Source organism: Azospirillum agricola, from assembly GCF_017876095.1.
Taxonomy (GTDB): domain Bacteria; phylum Pseudomonadota; class Alphaproteobacteria; order Azospirillales; family Azospirillaceae; genus Azospirillum; species Azospirillum agricola.
This window is the reverse complement of the sequence record NZ_JAGINM010000004.1, coordinates 176,056-198,185: the sequence shown is the minus strand read 5'-3', so window position 1 is coordinate 198,185 and position 22,130 is coordinate 176,056. Positions and strand designations below refer to the sequence as shown.

Annotated in this window: 20 protein-coding genes, 2 tRNA genes and 1 riboswitch; of the genes, 6 read left to right on the top strand and 16 right to left on the bottom strand. The window is 69.9% G+C overall.

Features of this window, described 5'->3' with window-relative positions:
* Positions 1-9: 9 nt before the first annotated feature.
* The 5 genes from J2847_RS07330 to rplU form a co-directional block, all read right to left on the bottom strand.
* Positions 10-678, bottom strand: a complete 669-nt coding sequence (locus J2847_RS07330; RefSeq protein WP_209778261.1) for an HAD family hydrolase — start codon at positions 676-678, stop codon at positions 10-12.
* A complete protein-coding gene (gene proB, locus J2847_RS07325; protein WP_209778259.1) occupies positions 675-1,832 on the bottom strand; it encodes a glutamate 5-kinase in 1,158 nt (385 codons plus the stop codon). The genes J2847_RS07330 and proB overlap by 4 nt, the downstream gene beginning before the upstream one ends.
* Positions 1,822-3,147 (bottom strand): GTPase ObgE, encoded by a 1,326-nt coding sequence (obgE, locus tag J2847_RS07320; RefSeq protein ID WP_209778258.1) that lies wholly within the window; start codon positions 3,145-3,147, stop codon positions 1,822-1,824. Before obgE ends, proB begins: the two co-directional genes overlap by 11 nt.
* A gap of 124 nt (positions 3,148-3,271) precedes the next feature.
* The gene (rpmA, locus tag J2847_RS07315) at positions 3,272-3,556 is read right to left on the bottom strand and encodes a 50S ribosomal protein L27 (protein ID WP_085555237.1); all 285 of its coding nucleotides are present in this window, start codon (positions 3,554-3,556) and stop codon (positions 3,272-3,274) included.
* Positions 3,557-3,592: 36 nt separating this feature from the next.
* Complete coding sequence (gene rplU / locus J2847_RS07310; RefSeq protein ID WP_085555236.1) at positions 3,593-3,910, bottom strand: 50S ribosomal protein L21; 318 nt, start codon at positions 3,908-3,910, stop codon at positions 3,593-3,595.
* A gap of 207 nt (positions 3,911-4,117) precedes the next feature.
* On the opposite strand from rplU, the gene J2847_RS07305 reads away from it, so the two are divergent.
* A tRNA-Ser gene (locus J2847_RS07305) sits at positions 4,118-4,207 on the top strand.
* A gap of 180 nt (positions 4,208-4,387) precedes the next feature.
* On the opposite strand, the gene J2847_RS07300 is transcribed toward J2847_RS07305, so the two are convergent.
* Complete coding sequence (locus J2847_RS07300) at positions 4,388-4,690, bottom strand: STAS domain-containing protein (protein WP_085555235.1); 303 nt, start codon at positions 4,688-4,690, stop codon at positions 4,388-4,390.
* A 316-nt stretch (positions 4,691-5,006) separates the two neighbouring features.
* Here J2847_RS07300 and mgtE point away from each other — a divergent pair, with 316 nt between their 5' ends.
* From mgtE to thiG, 4 genes are all read left to right on the top strand, one after another.
* Complete coding sequence (gene mgtE, locus J2847_RS07295; protein ID WP_209778256.1) at positions 5,007-6,422, top strand: magnesium transporter; 1,416 nt, start codon at positions 5,007-5,009, stop codon at positions 6,420-6,422.
* Positions 6,423-6,489: 67 nt separating this feature from the next.
* A riboswitch (TPP riboswitch) is annotated at positions 6,490-6,588 on the top strand.
* Positions 6,581-7,762, top strand: coding sequence for a glycine oxidase ThiO (gene thiO, locus J2847_RS07290; RefSeq protein WP_209778254.1), 1,182 nt, complete (start codon positions 6,581-6,583; stop codon positions 7,760-7,762). (Overlaps the previous riboswitch by 8 nt.)
* The gene (gene thiS / locus J2847_RS34055) at positions 7,759-7,974 is read left to right on the top strand and encodes a sulfur carrier protein ThiS (RefSeq protein WP_233474342.1); all 216 of its coding nucleotides are present in this window, start codon (positions 7,759-7,761) and stop codon (positions 7,972-7,974) included. Before thiO ends, thiS begins: the two co-directional genes overlap by 4 nt.
* A gap of 12 nt (positions 7,975-7,986) precedes the next feature.
* A complete protein-coding gene (thiG, locus tag J2847_RS07285) occupies positions 7,987-8,784 on the top strand; it encodes a thiazole synthase (RefSeq protein ID WP_233474341.1) in 798 nt (265 codons plus the stop codon).
* Between the two features lie 53 nt (positions 8,785-8,837).
* On the opposite strand, the gene J2847_RS07280 is transcribed toward thiG, so the two are convergent.
* The 9 genes from J2847_RS07280 to lipB form a co-directional block, all read right to left on the bottom strand.
* Entirely contained in the window at positions 8,838-9,233 is a 396-nt protein-coding gene (locus J2847_RS07280; protein ID WP_209778253.1) for a hypothetical protein, read from the bottom strand.
* Between the two features lie 145 nt (positions 9,234-9,378).
* The gene (locus J2847_RS07275; RefSeq protein WP_209778251.1) at positions 9,379-10,254 is read right to left on the bottom strand and encodes a hypothetical protein; all 876 of its coding nucleotides are present in this window, start codon (positions 10,252-10,254) and stop codon (positions 9,379-9,381) included.
* 101 nt (positions 10,255-10,355) lie between these two features.
* Complete coding sequence (locus J2847_RS07270; RefSeq protein ID WP_209778565.1) at positions 10,356-10,610, bottom strand: acylphosphatase; 255 nt, start codon at positions 10,608-10,610, stop codon at positions 10,356-10,358.
* Between the two features lie 47 nt (positions 10,611-10,657).
* A complete protein-coding gene (locus J2847_RS07265; protein WP_209778250.1) occupies positions 10,658-12,388 on the bottom strand; it encodes a long-chain-fatty-acid--CoA ligase in 1,731 nt (576 codons plus the stop codon).
* A 166-nt stretch (positions 12,389-12,554) separates the two neighbouring features.
* The gene (locus J2847_RS07260; RefSeq protein ID WP_233474340.1) at positions 12,555-13,613 is read right to left on the bottom strand and encodes a serine hydrolase domain-containing protein; all 1,059 of its coding nucleotides are present in this window, start codon (positions 13,611-13,613) and stop codon (positions 12,555-12,557) included.
* 267 nt (positions 13,614-13,880) lie between these two features.
* Positions 13,881-16,574, bottom strand: a complete 2,694-nt coding sequence (ppdK, locus tag J2847_RS07255) for a pyruvate, phosphate dikinase (protein ID WP_209778248.1) — start codon at positions 16,572-16,574, stop codon at positions 13,881-13,883.
* 333 nt (positions 16,575-16,907) lie between these two features.
* On the bottom strand, positions 16,908-17,897 hold the full coding sequence (locus tag J2847_RS07250; protein ID WP_209778247.1) for a glucokinase: 990 nt from the start codon (positions 17,895-17,897) through the stop codon (positions 16,908-16,910).
* 36 nt (positions 17,898-17,933) lie between these two features.
* Positions 17,934-19,331 carry an alpha,alpha-trehalose-phosphate synthase (UDP-forming) gene (gene otsA / locus J2847_RS07245; RefSeq protein WP_085555224.1) on the bottom strand — a complete coding sequence of 466 codons (1,398 nt, stop codon included), beginning with the start codon at positions 19,329-19,331 and terminating at the stop codon, positions 17,934-17,936.
* A gap of 599 nt (positions 19,332-19,930) precedes the next feature.
* Entirely contained in the window at positions 19,931-20,641 is a 711-nt protein-coding gene (lipB, locus tag J2847_RS07240) for a lipoyl(octanoyl) transferase LipB (RefSeq protein ID WP_209778245.1), read from the bottom strand.
* Positions 20,642-20,775: 134 nt separating this feature from the next.
* On the opposite strand from lipB, the gene J2847_RS07235 reads away from it, so the two are divergent.
* Positions 20,776-20,860, top strand: a tRNA-Leu gene (locus J2847_RS07235).
* 171 nt (positions 20,861-21,031) lie between these two features.
* On the opposite strand, the gene J2847_RS07230 is transcribed toward J2847_RS07235, so the two are convergent.
* Positions 21,032-22,129 (bottom strand): response regulator, encoded by a 1,098-nt coding sequence (locus J2847_RS07230; protein WP_209778243.1) that lies wholly within the window; start codon positions 22,127-22,129, stop codon positions 21,032-21,034.
* Between the last annotated feature and the right edge of the window lies 1 nt (position 22,130).

The window sequence follows — 22,130 nt, the reverse complement described above, 5'->3', positions numbered from 1 at the left end:
GGGGCTGAGCTACCGCAGACCGGGGCCGCACAGCGCGTCCCAGTCGAGCGCCGCCGGATCCTCGACCCGGTAATCCACCGCGTCGAAGACGATGGCGGGGGTCTGCGGCCAGGCGATGGTCAGCATGCCGGCGGCCCGCGCGCTGCGGGCGCCGGTCGGGCTGTCCTCGATCACCGCGCAGGATTCCGGCGCGAGGCCCAGCGTCTCGGCCGCCCGCAGATAGGGCTCCGGGTGCGGCTTGCCGTTGGCGACGTCGTCGCGGCTGATGCTGAAGCGGAAATGCGGCAGGCCCATCGCGGCGAGGTTGGCGTCGACCACCGCCCGCCCGCTGTTCGACACGCAGGCCTGATCCAGGCCGCGCGCCGCGAAGCCCTCGACCAGCGCGAAGGCGCCCTCGCGCGGCTTCACCCCGGCGACGCGGGCGACGTAGAGCGCGTTGATCTCGTCGGCCCAGCGGGCGACCGTGACCGGCAGCGGCCGGATGGCGTGCAGCCGGTCGTAATAGTCGCGGAAGGCGACGCCGACCGAGGCCGCGCACTCCTCCTCGCTCACCTCGTGGCCGTAGCCGCGGCAGACCTCGATCATGGCGCGGTGGTGCCAGGGCTCGCTGTCCATCAGCGTGCCGTCGATGTCCCACAGGATGGCGCGGATCGGCGGACGCACGATGCTGGCGCTCACCGCACCACCAGATCGTCGCGGTGGACGATCTCGTCGCGGCCGCGATAGCCCAGGATGTCCTCGATCTCGTGGCTCTTGCGGCCGGCGATGCGGCGGACGTCCTCGGCGGCGTAGGCGGTCAGGCCGCGCGCCACCTCGCGCCCGTCCGGCGCCCGCACCACCACCACGTCGCCGCGGTCGAACTCGCCATAGACGGCGGTGACGCCGGCCGGCAGCAGGCTGGCGCCGTTGCCGAGCGCGCGCAGGGCGCCCTCGTCCACCGTCAGCACCCCGGCGGTGTTCACATGGCCGGCGATCCATGCCTTGCGGGCGCTCGACGGCTCGGCCGAGGGCAGGAACCAGGTGCAGGGCGCGCCGCCGTCCTCGGGGCGCTTCTCCAGCGCGGCCAGCGGGTTCAGGCGCTGGCCCTTGGCGATGATCATCCGGCAGCCGGCGGCGAGCGCCACCCGCGCCGCCGCGATCTTCGTCACCATGCCGCCGCTGCTGTAGCCGGGGGGCGGCTCGCCGGCCATGTCGACGATCGCCGGGGTCAGCTCGCGCACCAGCGGGATGTGGGTGGCGGCCGGGTCCTTGCGCGGGTCGGCGGTGTAGAGCCCGTCGATGTCCGACAGCAGGATCAGCGTGTCGGCGCTGATCATCTGGGCGACGCGGGCGGCCAGCCGGTCGTTGTCGCCGAAGCGGATCTCGGCGGTGGCGACCGTGTCGTTCTCGTTGATGACCGGGACGGCGCCCAGCTTCAGCAGCGTGTCGATGGTGCTGCGGGCGTTCAGGTGGCGCCGCCGCTCCTCGGTGTCCTCGCGCGTCACCAGCACCTGGGCGACGGTGACGTCGTGGCGGGCCAGCGTCTCCTGGTAGGCGTGGGCGAGCCGGATCTGGCCGGTGGCCGCCGCCGCCTGCTTCTCCTCCAGCTTCAGCGCGCGGCCGACGAGGCCGAGATGCTCGCGCCCGCAGGCGACGGCGCCGGAGGTGACGATCACCACCTCCTGCCCGCGCTTGCGGCAGGCGGCGACGTCGTCGGCCAGCGCGTCGAGCCATTCGCGGCGGATCCGGCGGGTCTCGCCATCGACCAGCAGGGCCGAGCCGATCTTCACGACCAGCCGGCGCGAGTCCAGCAGGGTGGGCGAGGCGAGCGGGGAGAGGGTCTCAAGCGCCATGGCGGCCGGTCCCGTCCTTGTCGCTGTTGCCGCCCTCTTCGGAGCCGCCCTCTTCGGAGCCGTCCTCTTCGGAGCCGTCCTCGGCATCGAGGTCGTCGCCTTCGTCCAGGGCGTCTTCAAGCTCTTCGCCGTCCAACTCCCCGCCCTCCAACTCCCCGCCCTCCAACTCCTCGTCTTCCAACGCCGCGTCGTCGTCCTCGCCGCCGACCCACTCGCCGAGTTCCTCGTCCCATTGCATCTCGTCGTCGTCCGGCAGCTTCTGGCCGACCGGCGGGCGCGGGATGGAGCGGGTGACCGGCGCGTGGATGACGTCGGGCTCCTCCTCCTTCGACTCCTTGATGGCGGTGAGCAGCCGGTACAGCACCTTCTGCACGCCCTGGCCGGTGGCGCCGGACAGCACCATGACCTCGGCGCCCGATTCGGCCTCCAGCGCCGCCTTCTTCTCCTCGACCTCCTCGTCGAGCAGGGCGTCGGACTTGTTCAGCCCGATCACCTCCAGCTTGTCGGCGAGGTTGCCGCCATAGGCCTTCAGCTCGTTGCGGATGGTGCGGTAGGAGGCGACGACGTCCTCGGCGGTGCCGTCGATCAGGTGCAGCAGGATGCGGGTGCGCTCGACATGGCCGAGGAAGCGGTCGCCCAGCCCATGCCCCTCGTGCGCGCCCTCGATCAGGCCGGGGATGTCGGCGATGACGAACTCCTCGTCGCCGGCGCGGACGACGCCCAGGTTGGGGGCCAGCGTGGTGAAGGGGTAGTCGGCGATCTTCGGCTTGGCCGCCGTGGTCGCCGCGAGGAAGGTCGACTTGCCGGCGTTGGGCAGCCCCAGCAGGCCGGCGTCGGCGATCAGCTTGAGGCGCAGCCACACCCACTGCTCCTGCCCCGGCCAGCCGGGGTGGAACTTGCGGGGGGCGCGGTTGGTCGGCGTCTTGAAATGCGCGTTGCCGTGCCCGCCGTCGCCGCCGCGCAGGAAGACGCGGCGCTGCCCAGGCTCGGTCAGGTCGAGCAGGACGGTTTCCTGATTCTCGTCGAGGATCTGGGTCCCGACCGGCACGCGCAGCACCACGTCGTTGCCACGCGCGCCGTTGCGGTTGGCGCCCATGCCGTGGTTGCCGCGCTGGGCCTTGAAATGCTGCTTGTAGCGGTAGTCGATCAGCGTGTTCAGGCCTTCCGCGACCTCGATCACCACATCGCCGCCGCGGCCGCCGTCGCCGCCGTCCGGTCCGCCGAACTCGATGAACTTCTCGCGGCGGAACGCCACGGCGCCGGGGCCGCCGTCGCCGCTCTTCAAGAACACCTTGGCCTGATCGAGGAACTTCATCGTGGGACCTTGCCCGTCAGCGGATCACAGAAAACCAAAACAAAAATCGGGGGCCGGTCGCCCGGTCCCCCGACTTTATCCCACAACCGTGCGCGCCTGGTAAACCGGCAGCGCGACGACCCGGTTACTCCGCGGCGACCGCCGGGACCTGGTCGTTGGCGGCAACCACGTTCACGTAGGTGCGGCCGTTCGAGCTGTGCTTGAAGAAGACCTGACCGTCGGCCATCGCGAAGATGGTGTGGTCGCGGCCGAGACCGACATTCTCGCCCGGGTGGAACTTCGTGCCGCGCTGGCGGACGATGATGTTGCCGGAGATGACGTTCTCGCCGCCGAAACGCTTCACGCCGAGACGGCGACCAGCGGAATCGCGGCCGTTGCGGGACGAGCCGCCTGCCTTTTTGTGTGCCATGGGGTGTTGCTCCTGTCCTTAAAAGACGCCGGCCGATCAGGCTGCGCCGTTGATCCCGGTGATGCGCAGGACGGTGAGGTCCTGGCGGTGGCCGTTCTTACGGCGGTAGTTCTGGCGGCGCTTCTTCTTGAAGACGATGATCTTCGGGCCGCGATCCTGGGCGACCACCTCGGCCACCACGGCGGCGCCGGCCACCGTCGGGGTGCCGATCGTCGTGTTGCCGGCGTCGCCGACCATCAGCACGTCGTCGAGCGTGATGGAAGCGCCAGCTTCAGCTTCGATCTTTTCAACACGGATCACGTCGCCATTGGCGACCTTGTACTGCTTGCCGCCGGTGCGGATCACTGCAAACATCGTCGTCACTGCCTATGTCAAAACAAACGGCGGGCTGCTCGCCCACCGTTCGATGCGCAAGCCCGTTCATGGGAGCGGGGATCTATACGCAGCTGCCGCCGCGAGTCAACAGGGTTGGTGATGCGATTGTTCGCATTTTTCCGCAAAAAGGGCTTGCGCGGGGGCAAGCGTTTGGTTAGGTTCCCGCCACCCCGGAAACGGGGGCGCGGAGGGGTGGCAGAGTGGTCGATTGCACCGCACTCGAAATGCGGCATACCTGTGAGGGTATCGAGAGTTCGAATCTCTCCTCCTCCGCCAGAATTTTTCCGGAGCGTCGAGGCAAGGGCCTCCGCTCCGGGTCTTCGAGAAGCTGACGATCCCTGGTCTTGGACCGGAACGACGAACCGCCCTGCTCACCGGCACGGCGGTTTTTTCGTTTCGGGCGGTTTTTTCGTTTCGGGATGCCGGCCGCGATGAGGCGGCCGCCCCGCCGCCGCTTCAGCGGAAGGTGATGTAGCTGTCCAGCGCGGCGCGGCGCAGCGATTTCAGGATGTGCGGCGCCGCCCCGGTGGCGATGATGCGCCCGTTGGCCTCGCGGCAGCGGTTGGCCAGGATGAACAGCATCCCGACCGCGGCGGAATCGATGAAGGTGACGAAGCGCAGGTCGAGCGGGACCACCGGCCGGTTGCCGAAATCCCATTGTCCCAGCATGGCGTGGAACTTCGGCCCGTCCTCGTAGGTGCAGCGGCCCGACAGCAGGATGCCGTCCTGTCCGTCCACGGGGGTGAAGGCGTACTCCATGCGTGCGTCCCGAAAAGATAAAATGCAAACTTTCTTCATGGGACCACGAAGTTTTCCGCAGTGCAAGAGCGTGAAATGAGCGATTTGTAACGTGTGCCGACGGCGCCGGTCCGATTGCCGGCCGCCCGGACTGGACAAAGCGGGCATGCGCCTATATCTGGTGGGCGCCCCCGGCCGGACGGCCCAGACGTTCCGTCAGCGGGGCTCGCAAACCCGGTTCCGCCAACCAGCAAGCCCCGACGACGCCGGCCGACCGTCCGCCCCGGACCTTCGCCGCCGCCCCGGCGTTGCCTCGTTCCAAAGGGAGGGTGCCGCGATGCACGCCGATCCCCAGACGCCGAACCCCCGGCCCTCCGCCCCGTCGCCGCGCGACGAGGGGGAGGACGAACGCCGCTACGGCGTCGAGCCGGAGTTCGTGGACGAGATCGTCACGCTGCTGCGCGCCCGCGAGCGCGACGCCGTGCGGGCCCTGCTCGACGGGCTCCACGCCGCCGACATCGCGGATCTGATCGAGCAGATCGATCCGGCCGAGCGCGACGGGCTGATCGAGATCCTGCGCCCCGGCTTCGACGGCGAGGTGCTGTCCTACCTGAACCCCGACCTGCGCGAGGCGGTGGTCGGGCGGTTCGAGCCGCGGGAACTGGCCGCCGCCGTCGCCGAACTGGACACCGACGACGCCGTCGACGTCATCGAGGATCTCGACGAGGAGACGCGCGCCCGCATCCTGGAGAATCTGCCGGCCGAGGACCGCGCGCTCGTCCAGGAGAACCTGACCTACGACGAGGGCAGCGCCGGCCGCATGATGCAGCGCGATCTGGTCGCGGTGCCGGAATTCTGGACGGTGGGCAAGACCATCGACCATATCCGCGCCGCCACCGACGATCTGCCGGAGGATTTCTACGACATCTTCATCGTCGATCCCATGCACCGGGTGGTCGGCGCGGTGCCGCTGTCGCGCCTGCTGCGCCAGCGCCGCACCGTGCGCATCGCCGATCTGGTGACCGGCGAGGTCGACGCCATCCCCGCCACCATGGACCAGGAGGAGGTGGCGAACCTCTTCCGGCAATACGCGCTGGTCTCCGCCCCGGTGGTGGACACGGCCGGGCGGCTGATCGGCGTCATCACCGTCGACGACGTCGTCCACGTCATCGACGAGGAGGCCGAGGACGACCTGCGCAAGCTGAGCGGGTCGGGCGACACCGGCGTGTTCAGCGGCATCGGCGCCATCGCCCGGTCGCGGGTCGGCTGGCTGACCGTCAACCTGGGCACCGCCTTCCTCGCCTCGGCCGTCATCTCGCTGTTCGAGGGAACCATCGAGCAGATCGTCGCGCTGGCGGTGCTGATGCCGATCGTCGCCTCGATGGGCGGCAACGCCGGCACCCAGACGCTGACCGTCGTCGTCCGCGCGCTGGCGACGCACGAGCTGTCCTCGGCCAACGCGCTGCGGGTGGTCGGCAAGGAGGTGCTGGTCGGGCTGATCAACGGCGCCATCTTCGCGGTGATGGTGGGGGTGATCGCGCTGGTCTGGTTCGGCCCGATGATCGGGGTGGTGATCGCCTGCGCGATGATCATCAATCTGGTGATCGCCGGCCTGTGCGGGGCGCTGATCCCGCTGGGGCTGGAGCGGATCGGCGTCGATCCGGCGGTGGCGAGCGCGGTGTTCCTCACCACCGTGACCGACGTGGTCGGCTTCTTCGCCTTCCTGGGGCTGGCGGCGGCGATCCTTCTGTGATGCGGAAACGATCCGCCGCCTGAACGATTTCCTCTTGCAAAAGCCGGCGCCGGCCGGAAATAGTGGTTGCATTGGCTTGGGGTGCCGCGCGGTGGTCGCGCGGCTGAGATCACACCCATCGAACCTGTCTGGGTAATGCCAGCGAAGGGAGCCGTTGCATGGTCCATGCACCGAATCCGCGTTTCCACGCGCACCCGTCCGCCGGGGCGCGTCCGTCCGTCGCCATCCTGGGGGCCGGCTGCATCGGCCTGTCCATCGCCTGGAGACTGGCGGCGTCCGGCTGTTCCGTCGACGTCTTCGATCCCGGCGGGGCCGGGCGCGGCGCCACCCACGCCGCCGGCGGCATGCTGGCGGCCTGCGTCGAGACGGAGCCCGGCGAGGAAGGCCTGCTGCCGCTGACCCGCGCCTCGCAGGCCCTGTGGCCGGGCTTCGCGCGCGAGTTGGAGGAGGCGAGCGGCCTGTCCGTCGATCTGCGGACCGACGGCACCATGGTCATCGCGCTGACCGCCGACGACGCCGCCAAGGTCCGTTTCCTGCACGGGTTCCAGCGCGGGCTCGGCCTGCCGGTGGAATGGCTGACCGGGGCGGAGGTCCGCCGACGCGAGCCGTACCTCCAGCCCGGCGTGGCCGGCGCCCTGTTCTGCCGCGAGGACCATCAGGTCGACAACCGCAAGCTCGCCGCCGCCCTGCTGCGCGCCGCGCGGGCGGCGGGCGCGCGGATCCACGAGCGCTGCGACGCTCCCGCCCTGCTGGTCTCCGGCGGGCGCGCCGCCGGGGTGCGGGTCGGCGACGTCACCGTCTCGGCCGACCGGGTGGTGCTGGCGGCCGGCGCCTGGTCGGGGCTGGTCGACGGGCTGCCGCCCGTGGCGAAACCGCCGGTGCGGCCGGTGAAGGGGCAGATGGTCTGCCTGCGGATGGACGCCCGGCTGCCCCTGCTGCGGCACGTCGTGTGGACGCCGGGCACCTACCTGATCCCGCGCCTGGACGGCCGCCTGCTGATCGGCGCCACCACGGAGGAGCGCGGCTTCGACGACCGGCTGACGGCCGGCGGCCAGTTCGCGCTGCTGGAGGGGGCGTGGCGCGCCCTGCCGGGCGTCGCCGAACTGCCGATCGAGGAGAGCTGGGCCGGCTTCCGCCCCGGCAGCCGCGACGACGCGCCGATCCTCGGCGAGACCCCGGTGGAGGGGCTGATCCACGCCACCGGCCACCACCGCAACGGCGTGCTGCTGACCCCCATCACCGCCGACGGCATCGCCCGGCTGATCCTGACCGGCGAGACCGACCCGGTGATGCGCCCCTTCGCCGCCAGCCGATTCGCGCCGAAGGGAGCCGCCGCATGACCGCCGCCGCCTCCATCCGCGTCAACGGCCGCGAGGAACCGCTGGCCGCCGGATCCGTCGCCGAGCTGCTGGCCGGGCGCGGCATCGCCGAGGATGCGCGCGGCGTCGCCGTGGCGCTGAACGGCGCCGTGCTGCCGCGCCGCCGCTGGACCGGCACCGCGCTGACCCCCGGCGATTCCCTGGAAATCGTCCGTCCGATCCAGGGCGGCTGAGGACAACCGATCATGACCGATACCATTGGCAACGACACCCTGGCCATCGCCGGGCGCGACTTCGGCTCGCGCCTGTTTCTCGGCACCGCCGGCTACCCCAACCAGCAGGTCATGCTCGACGCGCTGGCGGCGAGCGGCACCGAACTCGCCACCATGGCGATCCGCCGCATCAGCCTGGACGGCTACGCGGAGAGCCTCGTCGACGTGCTGAACGGCGCGCTGGGCGGCCGGGTGGGGCTGCTGCCCAACACCGCCGGCTGCCTGACCGCCAAGGAGGCGGTGCTGACCGCGCAGCTCGCCCGCGAGGCGCTCGACACGCCCTGGATCAAGCTGGAGGTCATCGGCGACCGCGAGCTGCTCTACCCCGACGTCGAGGAACTGCTGCGCGCCACCGAGGAGCTGGTGAACGACGGCTTCGTCGTGCTGCCCTACTGCAACGACGATCCCGTCACCTGCCGCAAGCTGGCCGACCTGGGGGCGGCGGCGGTGATGCCGCTCGGCGCCTTCATCGGCTCGGGCCTGGGCATCCGCAACCCGCACGCCATCGAGACGATCTGCGCCCGCAGCCCGGTTCCGGTGGTGCTCGACGCCGGCATCGGCACCGCGTCGGACGCGGCAAGGGCGATGGAGCTGGGCTGCTCCGCCGTGCTGCTCAACACGGCGGTGTCGAAGGCGCGCGACCCGGTGCGGATGGCGGCGGCGATGCGCGACGCGGTGGCCGCCGGGCGCGGCGCCTTCACGGCCGGGCGCATGCCGATGCGCGCCTTCGCCGAGCCGTCCAGCCCGCAGCTCGGGCTGATCGGGGGCTGAGCGCGGTCGGGAGCCATCCCAACCAGGGCCAGCCAGGGCCATGGGCGACTCGCTCAACCCTTCTTGTAGGCGCCCGTCTTCGGGTCGGGCTGGGCGTCGTTGAGGACGCGGGCGTCCTCGTTCGTCATCGACTGGACCGTGCAGGCGGTCGAGTTTCCGTTGCGGAACAGGTAGATCAGCTTGCGGTCGGCCTTCTTCTGCGGGTCGTGCAGGTTCAGGCCGTGGCCGAAGGCGACGCCCAGCACCTCGCCCTTGAAGAAGGCGCGGAAGCGCATCGGCATCAGTTCGCGGAAGCGGCGGGCGGCGCAGTCCTTGCTGAGATCCTTCTCGAACCGGCCGGCCTTGCGCCAGTCCTGGGTGGAGCGGATCGTCATCCATTGCGGCGGCAGCGGAAACTTGGTGAGCGGCGGCGCGATCGGCAGGTCGCGGCCGGGCGGAACCGGCGCCATATGGTCGGGCTCGGTGCGGTCGAGTGGTCCGGCGAGGGCGGAAGGGGCCAGGAGACCCAGCAGGAGAACGGCGAGACTCCCCGCCCGCCATCCCCCTTCCCGGGGGAAAGAGGGGGAAAGCCAGGGAGTGGGAATGGGCCGGCGGTCAGATTCGGACATCGAAGCCTTCCTTGCGAATCGCCTTGCCCATCGCCTCCGCCGCTTCGGCGCCCTTTCCGCCGAGGGCGGTGGGCAGCAGGCCCTTCAGGTCGAGCGACAGGCTCAGGCTCCCGTCGGTGGCCGGAGCCCCCTTCGGAATCAGGGTCGCCGCCCCCTCCAGCCCCTCGGGCCGGCCCGTCATGCCCCCCTGCAAGGCCCGCATGATGCCGTCCAGCTCGTCCGCGCCGAAGCCGTCGGCCCGGATGGTCAGCCCCTGCGGCCGGGCGCTTTCCGACACCCGCGCCATCGACAGGCTGGAGCGGTCGAGGTTGAGGCCCGGCGGCGTGCCGTCCTGCCGCAAGGCCAGTTCCACATTGGCGACCTCGACCGAGACGGCGGTGGCGTCATGATGTCCGGCGCCGGACGGGGCGAGCGGGCGGGCCTCGCCGGGCGGACCGTCGATGCGCCCGAAGGCGGCCTTGCGGTCGTCCTCGCCGAAGCGGCCGGTGAAGCCCTTCACCGCCTCCCCGACGGCGTCGTCCTCCAGCCCGAACGCCGCCAGCATGCGGCCGAGGTCGCGTCCCATGGCCTCCATCACCTCGCCGAGGCGCTCGGCGAAGGCGTCGCCGTACTCCGGCGCCCTTTGCGGGGAGGCGAGCGCGTCGTCGTCGGCCCCGTCGGCGGGACCGGGCAAGGGCTTGGCAAGGCCGTCCAGGGTGGCGCTGAGCAGGACGGCCGGGCCGGACGGGGTACGGGCCGGCGTGGCGGCCGTCTTCGCCCTGCCGTCCGGCGTCTTGCCGGCCGCCTTCTCCTTGGCCTCCGCCGCCTTGGTGAAGGCGCTGGCGAGCCTGGATTTCAGAGAGCCGATGCCCGACCCGCTCACGACCGCCTCCCCTCCGTTCCACGGGACCACGCCGCCCATCCTGCGGCCGGCATGGTTAGCGGAATCCTAATGGATGGAACCGGGCATGGAGCGAAAGCGGGTCAGGCGGTGGCGCGCTGCTCGAAGGGGCCGTCGCCGGGGTCGTCGGCGGGCTCCGTCGCCACGTCGCGGACCAGCGCCGCCGGGGGGCCGCGACGGCAGGCCTCCAGCATGCGGTCGACGGCGTCGGGCGGGCCGGCGAACAGCGCCTCGACCGTGCCGTCGGAGCGGTTGCGCACCCAGCCCGACAGGCCCAGCGCTCCGGCCGTCTCGACGGTCCAGCCACGGTACCACACGCCCTGGACGCGCCCGGACATCCAGGCGCGCACGGCCTTGCGCGGGGCTTTGCCCGGGGTTGGGGCAGTCACGCCGTCCCCCCGGCGCGCTTGCGCTCCTCCTCGTCGAGCAGCGCCTTGCGGGACAGCTTGCCGATCATCGTCTTGGGCAGCTCGCCGCGGAACTCGATGTGCTTGGGCATCTCGATGGGGGACAGCTTGTCCTTCAGGAAGGCGATCAGCTCGTCCGACGTCAGGCTCTGGCCGTCGTCGACCCGCACATAGGCCTTCACCGTCTGGCCGCGGTACTCGTCGGGGATGCCGGCGACCACGCATTCGGCGACGGCGGGGTGCAGGTAGATCGCCTCCTCGACGTTGCGCGGGTAGACGTTGAAGCCGCTGCACAGGATCATGTCCTTGATGCGGTCGACGATGGTGGTGTAGCCGTCCTCGTCCATGATGCCGACGTCGCCGGTGTGCAGACGGCCGTCCACCAGCGTCTGCGCCGTCTCCGCCGGCTTGTTCCAGTAGCCCTTCATCACCTGCGGGCCGCGGATGCAGACCTCGCCCTTCTCGCCGGGGGGCAGGACGCGGCGCGGCTCCTCCAGGCTGACGATCTCGATCACCGTGCCGGGCAGCGGCAGGCCGATCGAGCCCTTCTTCGACGGGTGCAGGACCGCCGGGTTGCAGGTGGCGACCGGCGAGGATTCCGAGAGACCATAGCCCTCGACCAGCGTGCAGCCGGTGGTGCGCTCGAACGCCTCCTTGACCTCCAGCGGCAGAGGCGCGCCGCCCGACATGCAGAAGCGGATCGAGGACAGGTCGTGCTCCTTCAGCCGCTTGTGGTGGTTGATCGCGGTGTAGATGGTCGGCACGGCGGGGAACAGGGTGATGCGCTCCTTGGCCAGCGTCTCCATCACCTGGTCCAGTTCGAAGCGCGGCAGCAGGACGATCTCCGCCCCCATGCGCAGGCCGAAGTTCATCACCGCCGTCATCGCGAAGACGTGGAACAGCGGCAGCACGCCGAGCAGCTTTTCCTGGCCGGAGTGGTCCTGGCCGGGGGCGCGCTCCTTCGCCTCGTACCACGCCGCGCACTGCACCGTGTTGGCGTAGAGGTTGGCGTGGGTCAGCATGGCGCCCTTGGGCACGCCGGTGGTGCCGCCGGTGTATTGCAGGACGGCGACGTCCTCGCGCGGGTTGATGGAGACCGGGTTCAGGCGGCCATCGTTGGCGACCAGCGTCTTGAAGGAGAGATGGCGGTCGTCCGACGGGATCGACGCGATGTCGGCCCGCTTGGCGATGGGGAACAGCCAGTTCTTCGGGAAGGGCAGGATCTCGGCCATCCGGCAGATCACCAGCCGCTTCAGCGGGGTTTCCTCCAGCATCCGCGCCATCTTGCCGTAGAGCAGCTTGAGGTCCAGCGTCACCATCATGTCGATGCCGCTGTCGTTGATCTGGTGGACCAGTTCGCGCTCGGCGTAGAGCGGGTTGAAGTTCACCACCGTGCCGCCGGCCTTCAGGATGCCGAAGAAGCAGACGATGTAATAGGGCGTGTTGGGCAGGAACAGCCCGACCCGCGTGCCCTTGCCCACGCCGGCGGCCTGGAAGCCGCGCGCGGCGCGTTCCACCATGCGTCCCACCTCGCGGTAGCTGGTGGTCTTGCCGAGGAAGTTCAGGCAGGTCTTGTCGCCATGGCGGGCCACCGCCTCGTCCAGCAGGACCGGCAGGGGCAGGGCCGGGATCGGCATCCCCCAATCGACGCCCGGCGGGTAGGACGCGAGCCAGGGAAAATCGGAAAGCTTGCGGGCCGCTTCACCCATGCGTGTTTCCTCCCAAGGTTTCTTGTTCGCTGCGCGCCGCTCTTTGGCGACGCATGCGGCAATCCTATACCCCATGGGGAAGGATTGTCCCCTGCTTGAAAGATGGGCACGCCACCCCGGCGAACAAGCCTCGGCACAACTCCACGCGGCGCGGCTCCACGGGCTGTCAGCGCAGCCGGTGCGCGACCTCCACCGCCATCCATTCCGGCAGCCCGACCGACTCGCCGTCGGTGAGCACCGCGACGGAAACCGGGCGCGGGCCGGGCACATGGTAGGCGGCGACGGCGACGCCGGGCCCGCAGCCGATGTAGCCCCAATAGGGGCCGGCGCTGGGGTCCAGCTCCACCATCAGCCCCATCCCGTAGGACGGTTCGACCCAGGGCCGCCCGCCCAGCGGGGCCTTGACCGGCAGCCCGTCGCGCATGCGGCGGAACAGCGCGTCGGGCAGGTAGCCCGGCGTCGACAGGCCATGGATGAAGCGGGCGGTGTCGCCCGCCGTCATGGCGGCCACGCCGTGCGCCACCCAGCCGGGGTGGTAGCGGTCGACCACCAGCTCGCCGGGGAAGGCCGGGCTCGGCCCGAACAGCAGGGCCGCCAGCTCCGACCGCCGTTCCGGCAGGGTCGCCGAGGTCAGCCCGAGCGGACGGAAGACCTCCGTGGCCAGCACGGTGGCGAGCGTCGCGCCGCCGGCCCGCTCCAGCAGCCGGCGGATCAGGAGATAACCGATGCTGGAATAGGCGAAGACGCCGACCGGCGGGCCCTCGACGCCGCAGCGGGCAAGAAATTCGTCGCCGCTCCATGGCTCGTCGCCGGCGGCGATGGCCGCGCGGTATTCCTTCCGGCCGCCGTAGTTGGGCAGGCCGGCGCGGTGGGACAGGATGTCGGCGACCGTCACCGACGCCGGGCGTCCGGCCAGTTCGGGAAGCCAGCGCTCGGCCGGTCCGTCCAGATCGACCACGCCGCGCGCGGCCAGCCGCAGGACGGCGGCGGCAAGGATCGTCTTGGTCAGGCTGTAGAGCAGGGCGCGGCGGTCGGTGGCGGGCTTCAGGCGGACGAAGCCGGACCGCGCCAGGCTGACGTTCCAGCTCCGGTCGCCGCTGAGGATCGACAGGGTTGCGATGCGCGCCCCCTGCCCGTTGCCGCGGTCGGCCTCCTCGTTCAGCAGACCCTTCAAGGACTCCACCAGCTCCGCCATGCCGGCCGCATCGTCCAGAACCTCACCCATCGCACGCAGTCTCCCGTTCATCAAATGCACCGCTAATGCCCTTGATACGACGGGGTGGCCGGCTTGGTTTCGATTCTGTAACATCCGGGGGACTCCTGATGGGATCGCCCTGGATGACTCTGTTAACGTTTGGGTAAGCTGGCGGACCCTTGCGGTATTCAGATCACGGAAACACCGCCGTCACGGGCGTGGACGGCACGAAAAAGCCCCCTCTTCCGCGGAGGAAGAGGGGGCTTCCGTTTCGGCGAGCCCTGCGTCGGACGCGCGTCAGTCGCGCTTGACGGTGTCGCTGTCCAGCGCGGCCTGGGCGGCGGCGAGGCGGGCGATCGGCACGCGGTAGGGCGAGCAGGACACGTAATCCAGCCCGATCTTCTCGCAGAAGGAGATGGAGGCCGGGTCGCCGCCATGCTCGCCGCAGATGCCGAGCTTGATGTTGGAGCGGACGGCACGGCCGCGCTGGGCGGCGATGTCGATCAGCTCGCCGACGCCGGTGGCGTCCAGCGTCTGGAACGGGTCATGCTCCAGGATGCCCTGGCGCTGGTACTCCGGCAGGAAGGCGCCGGCGTCGTCGCGCGACAGGCCGAAGGTGGTCTGCGTCAGGTCGTTGGTGCCGAAGGAGAAGAACTCCGCCGACTGGGCGATGTCGCCGGCCCGCAGGGCGGCGCGCGGCAGCTCGATCATGGTGCCGACGAGGTATTCGATCTCCTGGCCGGTGGCGGCCTTGACCTCGGCGGCGGCCTTGTCGATCACCGCCTTCAGGATGTCGAACTCCTTCTGGGTCATGATCAGCGGGATCATGACCTCCGGCGTCACCGTCGAGCCGCTGGTCTTCGAGACCTCGGCCGCCGCCGCGAAGATCGCGCGGGCCTGCATCTCGTAGATTTCCGGGTAGGTGATGCCGAGGCGGCAGCCGCGATGGCCGAGCATCGGGTTGGCCTCGTGGAGCTGGACCGTCCGGTGGCGCACCCGCAGCGGGTCGGTGCCGGTGGCCTTGGCGACCTCGTCCATGTCCTGCTCGGTGTTGGGCAGGAACTCGTGCAGCGGCGGGTCGAGCAGGCGGATCGTCACCGGCAGGCCGGCCATGATCGTGAACAGATCGACGAAGTCCTGCTTCTGGAAGGGCTCCAGCTTGGCCAGCGCGGCGCGGCGGCCCTCCTCGCTCTCGGCCAGGATCATCTCGCGGACGGCGAGAATGCGGGCCGGGTCGAAGAACATGTGCTCGGTGCGCGACAGGCCGATGCCCTCGGCGCCGAACTTGCGCGCGGTGCGGGCGTCGAGCGGCGTCTCGGCGTTGGTGCGGATCTTCATGCGGCGGATGCCGTCGGCCCAGCCCATCAGCGTGGCGAAGTCGCCCGACAGCTCCGGCTGGATGGTCGGCACCTCGCCCAGCATCACCTCGCCGGTCGAGCCGTCGATGGTGATGACGTCGCCTTCCTTCACGGTGACGCCGCGCACCGCCATCTGCTTGGCCTTGACGTCGATGCGCAGGTCGCCGGCGCCCGAGACGCAGGCGCGGCCCATGCCGCGCGCCACGACGGCGGCGTGGCTGGTCATGCCGCCGCGGCTGGTCAGGATGCCGCGCGCCGCGTGCATGCCGTGGATGTCCTCCGGCGAGGTCTCGATGCGGCAGAGGATGACGGCGTCGCCGACGGCGGCCATCTGCTCGGCTTCGTCGGCGGTGAAGACCACCTTGCCCGAGGCGGCGCCCGGCGAGGCCGGCAGGCCCTTGGCGATCACCTTGCGGTCGGCCTTGGGGTCGAGCGTCGGGTGCAGCAGCTGGTCGAGCGAGGCCGGGTCGATGCGCTTGATCGCCTCGTTGCGGTCGATGACGCCCTCGTTCGCCAGATCGACGGCGATCTTCAGGGCCGCAGGCGCGGTGCGCTTGCCGTTGCGGGTTTGCAGCATGAACAGCTTGTTCTGCTGGACCGTGAACTCGATGTCCTGCATGTCGCGGTAGTGCTTCTCCAGCGTGAGGCGGACCTCGTTGAGCTGGTTGAACACCTCCGGCATGACCTCCTCCATGGCGGGGAGGTCGGACTTGTTGGCGATCTTGCCGGCGACGGTCAGGTGCTGCGGCGTGCGGATGCCGGCGACCACGTCCTCGCCCTGGGCGTTGACGAGGTATTCGCCGTAGAAGGCGTTCTCGCCGGTCGACGGGTTGCGGGTGAAGGCCACGCCGGTGGCGCAGTCGTCGCCCATGTTGCCGAACACCATGCACTGCACGTTGACGGCCGTGCCCCAGCTCGCCGGGATGTCGTGCAGGCGGCGGTAGGTGATGGCGCGGGCGTTCATCCACGAGCCGAAGACGGCGCCGATGGCGCCCCACAGCTGCTCCTGGACGTCCTGCGGGAAGGGCTTGCCCAGCTCGCGCTCGACGGCCTTCTTGTATTCCTCGATCACGGCCTGCCAGTCGGCGGCGGTGAGGTCGGTGTCGAGGCTGTGGTTGCGGTCGCGCTTGTGGCCGTCGAGGATGTCCTCGAAGTGATGGTGGTCCACGTCGAGCACGACGTTGGAGTACATCTGGATGAAGCGGCGGTAGCTGTCGTAGGCGAAGCGCGCGTCACCCGAGCGCTGGGCGAGGCCGCGCGCCGTGATGTCGTTGAGGCCGAGGTTGAGGACGGTGTCCATCATGCCGGGCATCGAGGCCCGAGCGCCCGAACGCACCGAGACCAGCAGCGGATTGGCCGGATCGCCGAACTTGGCGTCCATCGCCGTCTCCAGCCGCGCGATGGCGGCGGCGACCTGGGTCGTCAGCTCCGGCGGATAGTTGCGGCCGTTGGCGTAGAAATAGGTGCAGAGTTCGGTGGTGATGGTGAAGCCGGGAGGAACCGGGAGGCCCAGATTGGCCATCTCGGCCAGATTGGCACCCTTGCCGCCCAGCAGGTTCTTCATATCGGCCCGCCCCTCGGTGGCGCCGGCCCCGAAGCTGTAGACCCACTTGCTCTCGCCCTGGCTCGACATCGCAGACATCCTTGCTCGCCCATGGTCGTCCGGCGTCGGTCACGCGTGGTCAACAACATTGACCGACAGGCCGCTGGTGCGACCTTCTATCGTCCCGTGCGGAGGGACACAAGACAGTCGCGTGGTCTAAGACCGACTATCATGCCGATTATGGGCGGCCACCCTTGCGAATATAACGGATTGCAACCTTTGCCATTGCTCCGGCGAAACCGCATACCCGCTGACTTAATGCCGTTTCATCTGAAAACGCCTTGGGGATTGAACGCCTGTTCAACGGAAATTGACCGCTTTTTCAAGGCGTCGTCATGCCCGGACTTGGGATGCGGGCCGCCGTCAGGACTCCAGCGCGCCCGCCGCCTCGGCCAGCCCGAGGAAGGCCGGCAACTCGTGGGTGACGACGTAGGTCGGGACCGGGGTCAGGAAGTCGCGCATCCGGCCCTTCTCCAGGAAGCGCTTGCGGAAGCGGGAATGGGTGAAGAGCGGCCCCAGCTTCGGCACCACCCCGCCGGCGATGTAGACGCCGCCGCGCGCCCCCAGCGTCAGGGCGAGGTTGCCGGCCACCGTGCCGAGCATGGCGCAGAACATCTCCACCGCCTCGACGCAGTGCGGGTTGCCGCCGGCGATCGCCGATTCGGTGATCTGCGCCGGCGTCAGCGCGGGCGGTTCCCGCCCGTCGAGGATCGACAGGGCGGCGTGCAGGTTGACCAGGCCGGGACCCGACAGCACCCGCTCGGCCGAGACATGGTCGAAGCTCTTGCGGAGCTGGCCGAGCACGGCGCTCTCGCGGTCGCTGATCGGCGCCATGGTGACGTGGCCGCCCTCGCCGGACAGCGCCGACCAGCGTCCGCCGGCCCCCGGCACCAGCCCCGACACGCCGAGCCCGCTGCCCGGCCCGAGCACGGCGATCACGCCGCCCGGCTGCGGCTCGCCCTCGCCGACCTGCCGGCGGTCGGAGGAGTCCAGCCGCGGCACCGACAGCGCGACGGCGGTGAAGTCGTTGATGACCGCCAGCCCCTCCACCAGCCCCAGCGCGTCGCGCACCCGGGCGATGGAGAACTGCCAGACGAGGTTGGTCATGGCGACCCGGTCGCCCGTCACCGGGCCGGCCACCGCGAAGGCGCCGCGCCGGGGACGGCCGGGGGCGCCGGCCTCCGCCAGCCCGACCGCCGACAGATAGGCCGAGGCGGCGTCCTCCAGCGAGGCATAGTCGGCGACGCGCAGGATGCGCACCTCGCGGATGGCCCGCCCGTCGATCAGGCCGAAGCGGGCGTTGGTGCCGCCGATGTCGGCGACCAGGATCGGAGAGGCGGCGTCACGGGGCATGATCGGCTCTGGCTCGGTTGAAGACGGCGCTTTCGGTCAGGAGTAGGGCGCGCGGGTCAGCGCGTCCACGTAGCTCTCCCGCCACCAACCGATATCATGGGAGCGCAGCGTCCGCATCAGCGCCGCGTGGCGTTCCTTGCGCTCGCCCAGCGGCATGGTCAGGGCGCGTTGCAGCGCGTCGCCCACCCCCTCGACGTCGAAGGGGTTGACGATCAGCGCCTCGCCCATCTCCTGCGCAGCACCCGCGAACTGCGACAGCACCAGCACGCCCGGATTGTCGGAATCCTGGCAGGCGACATACTCCTTGGCGACGAGGTTCATGCCGTCGCGCAGCGGCGTCACCAGCCCGACGTTGGCCAGCCGGTAGAAGCCGGCGAGCACGCGCTGGCCGAAGCTGCGGTTCAGGTAGCGGATCGGCTGCCAGTCGAACTCGGCGAACTGGCCGTTGATGCGGCCGGCCATCTCCGACAGCTCGCGGCGGATGGCGATGTACTCCGGCACGTCCTCGCGCGACGGCGGGGCGATTTGCAGGAAGCTGACGCGGTTGCGGTGCTCGGGGTATTCGGAGAGAAGCTGCTCGAAGGCGGCGAAGCGCTGCGGCAGCCCCTTGGAATAGTCGAGCCGGTCGACCCCGACGATCAGCCGGCGCCCGACCAGGCTTTCGCGCAGCCGCTCCGTCTGGCGCGAGCGGCCGGCGGTGCGGGCGAGGCTCTCCAAGGCGGCGGTGTCGATGCTGATGGGGAAGACCTGGGCCCGCAGCGTCCGCCCGAAGGCGCGCACCATGGCGCTGCCGTAGGCGCCGCGCTGCTCGACCGTGCCGTCGGTCTCCAGCCGGATGTAATCGACGAAGCTGCGCAGGTCGGTCTGGGTGTGGAAGCCGACCAGGTCGTAGGCGCACAGCTCGCGGATCAGGTCGCGGTGGTTGGGAAGGGCGGTCAGCAGCTCCGGCGGCGGGAAGGGCGTGTGGAGGAAGAAGCCCATGCGCTGCGAGCAGCCCTTGCGCCGCAGCTCGTCGGCGAAGGGAATCAGGTGGTAGTCGTGGACCCACACCATGTCGTCGGGCTTCAGCAGCGGCTCCAGCCGGTCGGCGAAATAGGCGTTGACCCGCTCGTAACCCTCCCGTGTGCGCCGGTTCACCGAGATCAGCCCCAGCCGGTAATGGAACAGCGGCCACAGGGTCTGGTTGGCGAAGCCGTTGTAGTATTCGTCATGGTCGCGGCGGCCGAGGTCGAGCGTGGCGTAGGTCAGCTTGCCCGCCTCGACCCTGGTCGGCTCGGCCTGCGAGTCGCCGTCGACGACGTTGCCGCTCCAGCCGAACCAGATGCCCCCGGTCTTCTTGAGTGCCGCGAGAACCGCGACGGCCAGCCCCCCGGCTGCCTGCTTGCCCTCGTCCACCGGTGCGACCCGGTTGGACACGACGACGAGTCTGCTCACGTTCCCATTCTCCGTTTCTCAGCCGCCGGCCGCTTCCCCTCGCATCCCGGCACCGGCGTACGCGACGGGGCTGGGAACGAAACGATGGCCGGCGGGGTTGGTTCCGAAGACCGACCGCACTGCCAAAAGCGCCGCCACCCTTCACCGTCCGGTAGAGCTCCCTGCACCGAAGATAATGCTGCGATGCAGCAATTCTTCTTAGGGCCTATGCGGCCCGCCTTACAACCAATGTTGTTAACACGCTGAAACAAATGAAATATATTTTAGGGCTTGAAGATGATCCGATCCCGGATCATATTGTGCAGTGCGGCAACGGTCGCGTCCCTGACGGGGCCGTTGGCGTAACGCACTTCTTGGGCGTTTCCTCCCTAGACTCGGGCCGTCCCCTGTGGACGGCCCTTTTTCTTTGGAGGCCGGCGATCCATGGAATTAGGGAATTCTAATTCGATGGGCGGCGCGACGGCTCCCGATACCGACATCGATGGTGGTATCGGTCATGCTGTTGACACTTTGCGTCAAAGTTGAGGCAAGTGCAGGTTGCCCTGCCTTTCTCCCCGCTTGGCGGGGGAAAAACCGCCGCCGAGCCCGCGCGGTCCTGCCTACTCCTCCTCGCCGCGCAGCGGCCCGCCGAACACGGCCGGCCAGGTGGCGATGAGCGCCGAATCGACGTCCTCCAGCGTCACCGGATGGCCCAGCGCCACCATCGACGTCACGCCGTGCTCGTTGATGCCGCAGGGGACGATGCCGCCGAAATGGCTCAGGTCCGGCTCGACGTTGATGGCGATGCCGTGGAAGCTGACCCAGCGGCGCACCCGCACGCCGATGGCGGCGATCTTGTCCTCCTGGCCCCTGACGCCGCCGTAGGGCGCCTTGTCCACCCAGATGCCGACGCGGCCGTCCCGCCGCTCCCCCTTGATGTTGAAGGAGGCCAGCGTCCGGATGATCCACTCCTCCAGGTCGCGGACATAGGCGCGGATGTCGGCGCCGCGCGCCTTCAGGTCGAGCATGACGTAGGCCACCCGCTGGCCCGGCCCGTGATAGGTGAACTGGCCGCCGCGCCCGCTGCGGTGGACCGGGAAGCGGCCGGCGTCGAGCAGGTCCTCGTCCCGCGCGCTGGTGCCGGCGGTGTAGAGCGGCGGATGCTCCAGCAGCCAGACCAGTTCCGGCGCGGTGCCGGCGCGGATCGCCTCGACGCGGGCCTCCATCGCGGCGATCGCCTCGGGGTAGGGGACCGGCTCGTCGGAGATGCGCCACTCGACCGCGGAACGGGCGATGGAAGAGGGGGCGTCGGCGGGGGGGACGGGGCTCATGACGGAAAAAGCAGCCTTTTGTCGATTTTCTTCGCGAAGGCTCATTGTAACGCTTGATCACCCATCGGGAAGCTGATATCTACCCGCTCCACCCGATGAGGCGCGCAAGCGAGCGTCGGAACTGAGAGACCAGTGCGGTCGTGGCGGAATTGGTAGACGCGCAGCGTTGAGGTCGCTGTGGGGCAACCCGTGGAAGTTCGAGTCTTCTCGACCGCACCACTCTCAAGAGTTTGAGAGACATCGAAAAAAGCCCGCTGGCCGACAGGCCGAGCGGGCTTTTTCGTGTCCGGGGGCATGTCCGGGGCCGGCGATGGGAAGACGACCGGAAAAGGCGTGCCGCCGGGAGCGGTGCCCCCGGCGGCGCACCGCGTTCCCGTCCCTGTCCGCCCGCTATTCGACGTAGCGCGCGGCGATCTCCTGGAAGCGGCCGGCGAGGCGCAGGAAGGCGTCGGTGACGTCCGGGTCGAAATGGCGGCCGCGCCCCTCCAGGATGATCCCCACGGCCTGCTCGTGGCTCATGGGGTCCTTGTAGACGCGCTTGGAGATCAGGGCGTCGTAGACGTCGGCCAGCGCCATCAGCCGGGCCGAGACGGGGATGGCGTCGCCCTTCAGGCCGTGCGGGTAGCCGGAGCCGTCCCATTTCTCGTGGTGCGATTCGGCGATCTCGCGGGCGAAGCGCAGGAAGGACGGGGTGTCGCCCTCCAGCCGCGCCTCGGCCCGCGCCAGCGAGGCGCTGCCCAGCGTGGCGTGGGTCTTCATGATCTCCCACTCGTCCGGGGTCAGCTTGCCGGGCTTCAGCAGGATGGCGTCGGGGATGCCGACCTTGCCGATGTCGTGCAGCGGCGCCGACTTGTAGAGCAGGTCGATGGCGGTGTCGGTCAGGACGGCGGCGAAGCGCGGGTGCGCGCGCAGCTCTTCGGCGAGAGCGCGGACGTAATGCTGGGTCCGCAGGATGTGGCTGCCGGTCTCGTTGTCGCGCGTCTCCGCCAGCGAGGCCAGCGCCAGGATGGTGACGTCCTGGATGGCCCGCATGTCGGCGGTGCGCCGCGCCACCTCGGCCTCCAGGAACAGGTTCTTGTCGCGGATGTAGTCGGCCGCCTCCTTGAGGCGGATGTGGTTGCGCACGCGGGCCAGCAGGATCGGCGCGCTGATCGGCTTGGTGATGTAGTCCACCGCCCCAAGCTCCAGCCCGGCCTGCTCGTCGGCCTGCTCCGACAGGGCGGTCAGGAAGACCACCGGGATGTCGCGGGTCGCCGGGTCGGCCTTCAGCCGGCGGCACACCGCGTAGCCGTCCATGTCCGGCATCATGATGTCGAGCAGGATCAGGTCGGGGGCCGGCGCGGCCTGCGCGATCCGCAAGGCCTTCTCGCCGCCGCTGGCCACCTTGACCCGGTAGTTTTCCTTCAGCAGGCCGGCCATCAGCACCAGATTGTCCGGGGTGTCGTCCACCACGAGGACAAGGGGGCGGCGGGGTTCGGCGTCGGTCATC